The following is a 6,637-nucleotide window of genomic DNA, read 5'->3' as shown; positions in this document are numbered from 1 at the left end:
ATCCCGCCCGCAGAAGCTGAGGCAAACTACTATCGGCAACTTGAAACACCGGTCGCCGAACCCGCATTAACTTAAACCAACCAGCCTCCACGATTCCCGGGGCGATTCAGTTCTGGAGGATGGCTGATCCTTTGCCAATGGCAGTTATCGACCTGCCATATTGAGCCGCGCTATGGGATGGGGCGATTACATGAGGGGAGCCGACCAATTTGACGATCAGCCGGGCGGTATGCCGCGCAGTGTTATAGCGCGACGTCGAGACGACCGATTCTAGGCGGCAATCCGACGTCGTTCCGTGCGCGGGTTTTTTCCGGGAGCAGCAGTCTATGCCGGCTTAGTCGTCGACCGCCTGCGCTGGCGGTGGCAGAATCCAGCCGTCGGACTGTAGGACGTTGAGTACGTCGTTGTACTTGTCGGTGCAACGCATACGGCGAATGTGTTGATAAAAGCGGTTCCGTGCGTCTGCGGTCGGCAGATCAGCAGGCGCCGTGTTGCGGAGCACACCGAGAAGAAGCGTATCCGTCTCAGCGGCATCCCAGTTCTGCCCATTGGCGGTGACAGCATCGAGGAGCTGGTCAAGCTGTTCGCTATGAAGGCGGCCGGCGAATGGCGCAATGAGGTCTCTAAAGTTCGCCTCTGATCCGCGATAGCTGCCAGACTCTTGATACTCTCTGGCGGCTGCTGGCCACAGCTCGGCAAGTGGCTGAGAGGCGATGGCGTCGGTTAACTGCTGTCGAGTGAGACCGGCGATTAGTGTCAACACCGCGTCGCGGAATTGCGGAACGGCCACTCCCGCTACGATACTGTAATCAGTGATCGCTGCGGGGTCGGCATTATCAATGGTCGCCTGCAGGGCTGTTCGCGTCGGCTCTTGAAGCTGCTGCCAGAAGTCCGGAAACGCGGCGATGAAGGCGATCGCGCGAGGCCGATTGGGCGGCTCGAGGTTGTCTATCAGCCTGACGATTGCCAAAGAGACGTCCGGCCAAGCGTGAGCCGCGCGGTCGCGTACCGCGAGCAGCGAGGGAATGATCTTGCGATGGAGCGCTTCCCATTGTGCTGGCACGCCCTTGAGAAGAGATTTTGCGAGCACCATGCCAAAGTTGCGGACGTTCTGAGCACGGACGCGCGCGAGGTAGCGTTGCTCGACGTAGTCGAGGATGCGTTCGTGGACCGTAGGAAAGCCCGGCGACTGTACATCGATGTCATAGAGGTCGAAGATCGCTTTGCCCTGCAGGGGTTCCTGCGATAGCACAAGATTTACCGCATTGACAAGGTGAAGTCGCACCAACTCGGGAGATGGTTCGAATAGATCGGCCTCGGCTGAGAACGCTGGGTGCGCGCAAAGATGTCTATCTTCCCGAAGGCGATCTAAATGAGTTCGAGCGATGCGATTGACGACCTGAGTGTTGGCCGTTGCATCTTCGAGGATGCCTCCCTCAAGCTGAAGCAGCTTGGCGATGTCGCCTGCGGTAGTCGCGTTATCCCAAGACTGAAGAAATGCAGTCGCGGCCGCGTCGCCCATGGCGCTTAGCTCACGGTACTTGGCGATCAGATCGTAGACTAGAGCGACCCAGGCGGAGGTAAGCGCGCCACGCAACGCGCCCGCTTTATAGGCTTTCACGGCGTCAAGAAAGTACACCTTCGACTGGGCGTGACGAATTCGCGTGATGAGTATGTCGAGATCTATGAATCCAGTGTCCACGGTTATGGCTCTATAAGGGCATATGAAATATGGAGAAGCGATAAAACCCAAGATGCTGGACGCGCCTTTCTACACTCGCAGCATCAGTCTGCCCGTACCTTTCAAGGCGAACGCGAAGACGCCTTGCTCGCTCGCGGAATGCAGCTTCCCCTCCTTCTAGAATGTCACAGACCGCCTTGCGAATGTCCGCATTTTTCAGTCCGCCAGCCTGGTACGTGATCGGAGGAAGTTCGCCAGTATGGTACGGCCCCCAGTTGAAAAGAGGGACGGCCTGCGCTGTCGTGCTCCGCATCGAGCCTTGCTGCGCGGGGCTCGCCCCCATTCGGGCTTCCATCGCTGACGCCTCCGGCCCGGATAGTGGTGAGTCGCCTGTCCAGCCGTCTTTCCCGACTTCATTGCCTTGTCCCCGACTGTAGCTCGCTACTGGGTACCGTCAAGGCGCGCTCGGCCGTGCCGCACGCGTCATAGCGGCGATTGCTGGACTCAGCTCAACGTACCTGGTCACATGCTCATCCCGTGTTCCGGCCCGTCGCGGTCACGTGATAGGTGACGGTTCTTCTCCTTAACCTTCGCCATGGCTTTCACGCTGTCGAGGTAGTGTTCATGAACCTTCGTCCGCAGCTCCATGACACGCGGCTCGTCGGCGATTGCGATAACGTGAAGGTACTTGGGCAAATGGCGAGCGTCACCATTACCTAATGCAGCGAATGCTTCTTCGACTGTATCGAAGGATTGGCCGACTTGTGAATCGGGATTACATAGCCCAAAGCTGACGAAGCTGGCCCAGTCCCAGCCCATCGTGCGCACGTTCAGAGGCAGATGGACGGCGTCGATGTCTTTGCCGAATTGCGTGACCTTGTCCGCCAATTCATGCGCTGTGCATACCGAGGGCGCCGGTGCCATCACGGGATAGGTTGACTGGTGATAGAACAGGTAAAAGCCAGCGCTCGGGCGCCTAGACAATTTTGAGAGCTGCCCTGCATGACTGCCGACGTCCGCTATGCCATGCTTGCTCTTTTTCGCCTGGAACAAGGCGATTTTTTTGCAAGCCAGATCACCGATATTAAGGTCCACGATCAGTCCGATGTCTGCGCCAAGCCGGGTTTCCTCGATAGTGGTGGCAATTTCTAGGGTGCCAAGGTACGACCGAACTTCGGGATAACCGAACTCTCGGATTCGCTCAGTGGCCCATCCGGCGAGCCATCGGTCTATTTGAGCGGTTACTTTTCCGGTGAAAACGTCCTCGTGAGCATCAGACTCAGACGCTGCGTCGGCAACCCATTGGCCACATTGATACATGGCCCAATAGATGGCCCAGAGGGCATCCGTACGGAATCGTTGGGGATCGGCGACAAGCGCAGAAAGTACCTGCCATTGATCGGCCGGGTGGGCGTGGGCGGTCAGAGCGGCAGTCGTCTGCTTTCGTAGTGTGGGAGCAGCGAGTTGAATCGAGTGTTGGGCAATCTCGGTGTAGGCGCCTGAGGCAGCCATGCCCGCGTATTGGTGGTACGCCTTGCTTCGCAATGCGTTCGCCTCGCGATGCCATTGTTCATAGAGCGAATCCGTCGGCCGGCGCTGGAATACCAACGTCGACAGCCAAGCTGTCGCACGATTGATATCGTTGTTTTCCACGAGGGTGGCCAATCGTCGGAACCGCTCAGAAAAATCTTGGGCCAGCCAGCCGCTGTCGCGTGCGGCGCGTATCGCGTCTACAGCCGTGCGATGCAACTGATCGATGGCCGACTGCTCAGTCTTGAGGAGATCCTTTTGACGATTCAGCCCCGGCAGCCGGGTGTGCTCAGAGTCAACTCGGTGATTGTGGTTGGCGATACGCGTGTTTCGCGCCGCCTTCGTTTCGGGCGCATCAAACGCTGCCTCTGCGATTTCGTGAGCAGACCGTGCGCGTTTGACCGCTCGCCAGTGCTTTAAGGTCTCGATCGGTGTTCGCAGACCGCCAAATCCGTCCGTTTTACGGATCTCCGCCAGAAGTCGCTCTGCTTGCGTAAGCGAGGCCAGACTTTCGGCAAGGGCCTTCGAGCGCTCTTCGCCTTCGCTTAGGCGAGTCAAAGTTTCGATGCGGGCGATATCGTGCCCCACCAGGGCGATGCGTGTTGTCAGATCCTTCGCCTTGGAGGTTAGGAGGCGTTCTAAGTCGTTGGCGAGTTCGGTTAGGTCCTTGGATTCGCTTGCATGGCTCAATGTCACAGACTCTCCTAAGATGGGGCGATTGAATTGTCGTGTCACCCCAACGATTTATGAAGGACGGGATTGCCCGCTGAGTGGCAACGGGCCGGCACATCTTATATATCGGCGCCGACAACAAATTTCTTCAGGGGCGCACGGGATGGCTGCTACAGGCAGCTTGGTCACTTATCGCAGCACCGGAGTGAATCAGGCACGCGGGGCGCTGGTATGATAATCACAGATTGATATGGTGTCGCTGGAGTCGTCGCCTCGCAAATTGCTCCGTCTCCCACGCCAGCAAAGGCTGTACACGGTTGACGGTAAAAGCGACGGTAAAGGCCCATGTCGATCAGAGCCAAATCCTTTAACCATGCGGGTTTGGGCGATTCGTTGATGATCTGATGGTCGCCCGACGGGCGTGGCACGGGTGGTCTATCAAGGTGAGTTGAAGCTAGGCAAGTACCTGCGCGCGACGCTGCCGTTACCTGCCGGTGGTTTGCAAGGAAAAATCCGGTTGAAAGCGACCTTTTGCTATGCCTCGCCAACGGACCCGCAGGATGCCGTTGCCTATACTCGAGCTGGTCTGGAGATCGTGTTTCGGCCCAGCGGCAAGAAGGTCAAGGAAGGCAAGGCCAATGCCGTCACAAAGGGCTTCTTCGACATGAAGAAGTACGCGACCGAGGAAGAGCGCCGTTCTGACATGGGCAAATGGGAGACGGTCCTGCACGGCAATAAGTCGATGTACGGAAGCAGCTTGGATAACCCCGTGTTCGACATCCATTACAACGCGCGCGAGGCGGGCGGTCCGACGACGAGCGCGGAAAAGATTCGCTATGCGCTAATTATCACGGTCGAGGCGCCCAAACACGCAGACTTGTACAACGACATTTTGCGCGCTTACGCCAAGATGTTGGTGCCCATTCAGCCGAAGGTCACTCTGCCTGTTCGCGTGTAGTGTTTGACGCAGATATGAAAATTAAATTGACTCTATGAGCGACTACTTCAGCGATCGTCAGAACGGTCCACGCGCACGCACCGAGCAGGTGATTTCACCCACGGTCTGGGCAGGCCTTGTGGCAACAGTGCAAGCGTTGATCAATAGCGGTGCATTCGGCTTACGCTTTCCCGAACGCTGTCCGGATGGACAAGCCACTTGCGGTGGCGATTCGGACGCCTTGGCGGCTTCCGTAAGCGCAGAAATGCCCGGTCTGGCTTGGCCGTTGGAAACCGTCTCTGTTGAGGGGGAGGGTTACTTTTCTAAGCGTCAGCCGTTCGCGCCGGACACGTTACTCGTTTTGGACTTCATAGAATTCGTTCACGCATTAGTGGCAAAGCCGATCCCCGGGAAGTATCACGATTTCTTCAGTCACCACCACCTGACCTTCGATCAGGAGGCGGGACAGGAGGAATTCCGAGCGACCGTCAATCGCATATTCGCGCGCAACGGCGTCGCGTTTGAGATGCTGCCAAACGGCCGAATTGAACGGTTGCTTCCGCCGGTGCTTGGTGAAGAACTGAAAAGAACGCTCTTTAATACCGGGGATCGCACACTCGACAATATGCTCGATGAGTGCCGAGCCAAGTTTTCTGATCGCAATCCATTGGTACGTCGCGAAGCCTTGGAGCGGCTGTGGGATGCGTGGGAGCGACTCAAATCACTCGCTGATCCGAGCGACAAGAAGCGCTCGGTCAAGATCATCCTCGACGCAGTGACTTCCGTGCCGTTGCTACGGGAGAGGCTGGAAATAGAAGCGACAGAATTGAACTCCATAGGAAATTAGCCATCTCATTCGGCATTCGGAGATCAGCCAGGTGCCGGTGATCGATGTGGATCAGGTCGACTACCTGTTCCATCGCCTGTTCGCCATGATTCAACTGATGCTGAGAAAGAAGTAGAAGTACGAATGCCCGTACGTTGTGCGGCGATGCCGACGGTCGGTAAGGCGTCATGCCACGTTTGTGATGCCCTGTTAAATGGAAAGATCAACCGGGGAGAGACGCAATGCTTGAGTGGTACTTGGAGGTAAATGCCCTGTTTCGGGCAATGCGTCAGAAAGCGATCGATGCGCAAGGTCTCCTTGTGAGCGGCGATAAAGCAGGGGCCAAGTTGATCAATGGTTATTTGAAAGCCGACTATCAACTGCTGCGCAAGCTGTGGACCGGCGCAGGATTCCCCGAGCAGGACATGGGAAATCTTGGGAGGCATATCGGATTTGGCGACGCCAATGACTACGACGACATCCTTGCGCGCGATTTACCCCAGGTACAGATCAGGGCAGAAGCGCACGTGCGCGATGCCACGGGCACCAACCCGAGCATAGGTTTCGAGGAACTGCTGCATCCGGTTATCTTTGCGCATGCCTTCCAGCACTATGTGGACGGACACTACCGCGATGCCGTGTTGAACTCGGTCGTTGCAATCTTTGATTTGATGCGAGAGCGTACCGGCTTGGATCTCGACGGCGCGGCTTTGGCGGCACAAGTGTTGAGCTTGGAGAAGCCGCACTTGATCCTCAGTGAACTCGATACGGAGTCCGGCAGAAATGACCAGAAAGGGTTCATGCAAATTTTGGCCGGTACTTACCTTGGTATTCGCAATCCCAAGGCCCATTCGCTAAATCATGATCTCGATCCGGAGAAGGCCGCGCAGTATCTGATCTTCGCCAGTCTTCTAGCCCGGCGGATCTACGAAGCGAAAGATGCGCCGAAGGCCTGAGTGGCAGCGGTTGAATAGGGTGAGCCAGAGGCCCA

At 57.0% G+C, this 6,637-nt stretch carries 4 protein-coding genes and 1 pseudogene; 3 read left to right on the top strand and 2 right to left on the bottom strand.

Annotated elements, in window-relative coordinates; genetic code table 11:
* Positions 1-334 precede the first annotated feature (334 nt).
* Both HV675_RS15570 and HV675_RS15565 read right to left on the bottom strand, forming a co-directional pair.
* Positions 335-1,702: a hypothetical protein gene (locus HV675_RS15570; protein WP_175111811.1), complete on the bottom strand. Its 1,368-nt coding sequence runs from the start codon at positions 1,700-1,702 to the stop codon at positions 335-337.
* Between the two features lie 501 nt (positions 1,703-2,203).
* Complete coding sequence (locus HV675_RS15565) at positions 2,204-3,907, bottom strand: hypothetical protein (protein WP_175111810.1); 1,704 nt, start codon at positions 3,905-3,907, stop codon at positions 2,204-2,206.
* Between the two features lie 397 nt (positions 3,908-4,304).
* Here HV675_RS15565 and HV675_RS15560 point away from each other — a divergent pair, with 397 nt between their 5' ends.
* The 3 genes and pseudogenes from HV675_RS15560 to HV675_RS15550 all read left to right on the top strand — a co-directional run bounded on the left by HV675_RS15560 (position 4,305) and on the right by HV675_RS15550 (position 6,602).
* Entirely contained in the window at positions 4,305-4,841 is a 537-nt protein-coding gene (locus HV675_RS15560) for a hypothetical protein (protein WP_246270301.1), read from the top strand.
* Between the two features lie 34 nt (positions 4,842-4,875).
* Positions 4,876-5,782: pseudogene (locus HV675_RS15555) on the top strand (AbiJ-NTD4 domain-containing protein).
* A gap of 106 nt (positions 5,783-5,888) precedes the next feature.
* Positions 5,889-6,602 (top strand): TIGR02391 family protein, encoded by a 714-nt coding sequence (locus HV675_RS15550; protein ID WP_175111809.1) that lies wholly within the window; start codon positions 5,889-5,891, stop codon positions 6,600-6,602.
* Positions 6,603-6,637: the final 35 nt, after the last annotated feature.

Source organism: Paraburkholderia solisilvae (assembly GCF_902859875.1).
GTDB classification, from domain to species: domain Bacteria; phylum Pseudomonadota; class Gammaproteobacteria; order Burkholderiales; family Burkholderiaceae; genus Paraburkholderia; species Paraburkholderia solisilvae.
Note: the sequence above shows the minus strand (reverse complement) of the source record. Positions and strands in the feature narration are given on the sequence as shown.